This window comes from Parendozoicomonas verongulae, assembly GCF_009711465.1.
Taxonomy (GTDB): Bacteria; Pseudomonadota; Gammaproteobacteria; order Pseudomonadales; family Endozoicomonadaceae; genus Sansalvadorimonas; species Sansalvadorimonas verongulae.
In genome coordinates, this window is sequence record NZ_SMME01000688.1 from 3125 (window position 1) to 4432 (window position 1308).

Below are 1308 nucleotides of genomic sequence, written 5' to 3' on the forward strand. Positions count from 1 at the left end.
GGACCTCTTCTTTACAAACAAGAAGCTTCAAAAGGGCATGGGCCTTACCCCCCCAAAGCGCAAGGTTCTTCAACCCGAAGGGGTGGTGGTAACCATGGGCACTGCCAACTTTCACAGCGGCGTTCCCAATACTCTCCGGTTTATTCTCATGTACAGCCATATCACGACATAAATGATGCCTTCAGTCTTCTGAAAACCAATCCCAAAAAAGCATTAGAAGACGCTGAGATACTATTAAAAAAATACGAGGGGGACTCACAGCAATATGCTCGTGTTGGTCAATTAAAAGCCAGATGTCTGTTTCTTCTTGGTGATTTTGATGGGTGTATTGGGTTCATCAGTTCTCTTTCCAGGGATTTGCAAAACAACAAAGGGTTGGTAATGGCAAAGGGGCGAGCTTTACAGGCGAGAGGCCGGTTAATGGAAGCTCTACCACTCTTTCAGCAACTTTATAAAAGATACTCAGCCTCTCTTTCAATGATGAAAAAACCAATGGGCTGGCACTGGGCCGACAGTTCCAGATCATGGGGAGTACGGACAACCTGAAAGCGGCCCGGAACATTTTTACACGGCTGCGCACCCGTGCGGCCAAAGGGAGGGCGAATACGCCTTGCGATGACAAGGAGATTGAACTGGCTCTGGGCAGGCTACTCCAGATTATGGGGGGCACGAAAAACCTGAGAGCGGCACGGGACATTTTTATTCAGCTGCGCACTCGGGCAGCCAGAGGACAGGTGAACACCCCTTGCGATGACAAGGATATCGAGTTGGTATTGGGCAGACATCTCCAGGTTATGGGAGGCTCGGACAATCTGAAAGCGGCCCGGGACATTTTTATTCAGCTGCGCACCCGTGCGGCAGGTGGGGTAGCGAACACTCCTTGCGACGATAAGGAGATCGAACTGGCTTTGGGCAGACACCTTCAGGTCATGGGTGGCACAGACAATCTGAAAGCGGCCCTGGAGATCTTTACCCGGTTGCGCGCCCGAGCAGCAGGGGGACTGGTAAATACCCCCTGTGATGACAAGGATATCGAGTTATCACTGGGCAGGCATCTCCAGATCATGGGAGGCACAGATAATCTGAAAGCAGCTCTGGACATCTATACCCGGCTGCGTGCCCAAGCGGCCGGGGGTCTGGTAAATACCCCCTGTAATGACAAGGATATCGAGTTAACACTGGGCAGACATCTCCAGGTTATGGGGGGCACAGATAATCTGAAAGCGGCCTGGGGCATCTATAGCCGGTTGCGTACCCGGGCGGCCGGGGGGAAGGCGGATACCCCCTGTGATGACAAAGATATCGAGT

2 protein-coding genes are annotated in these 1308 nt (G+C 52.2%); both read left to right on the forward strand.

Annotation, left to right across the window (positions count from 1 at the left end; genetic code table 11):
- Positions 1 to 546 (forward strand): hypothetical protein (locus E1189_RS23385; RefSeq protein WP_196221116.1); only part of this gene is annotated, 546 nt, incomplete at its 5' end.
- Positions 525 to 1308: hypothetical protein (locus E1189_RS02880; RefSeq protein WP_155158549.1), on the forward strand; the 784-nt coding region annotated here is incomplete at its 3' end. The genes E1189_RS23385 and E1189_RS02880, both read left to right, overlap by 22 nt.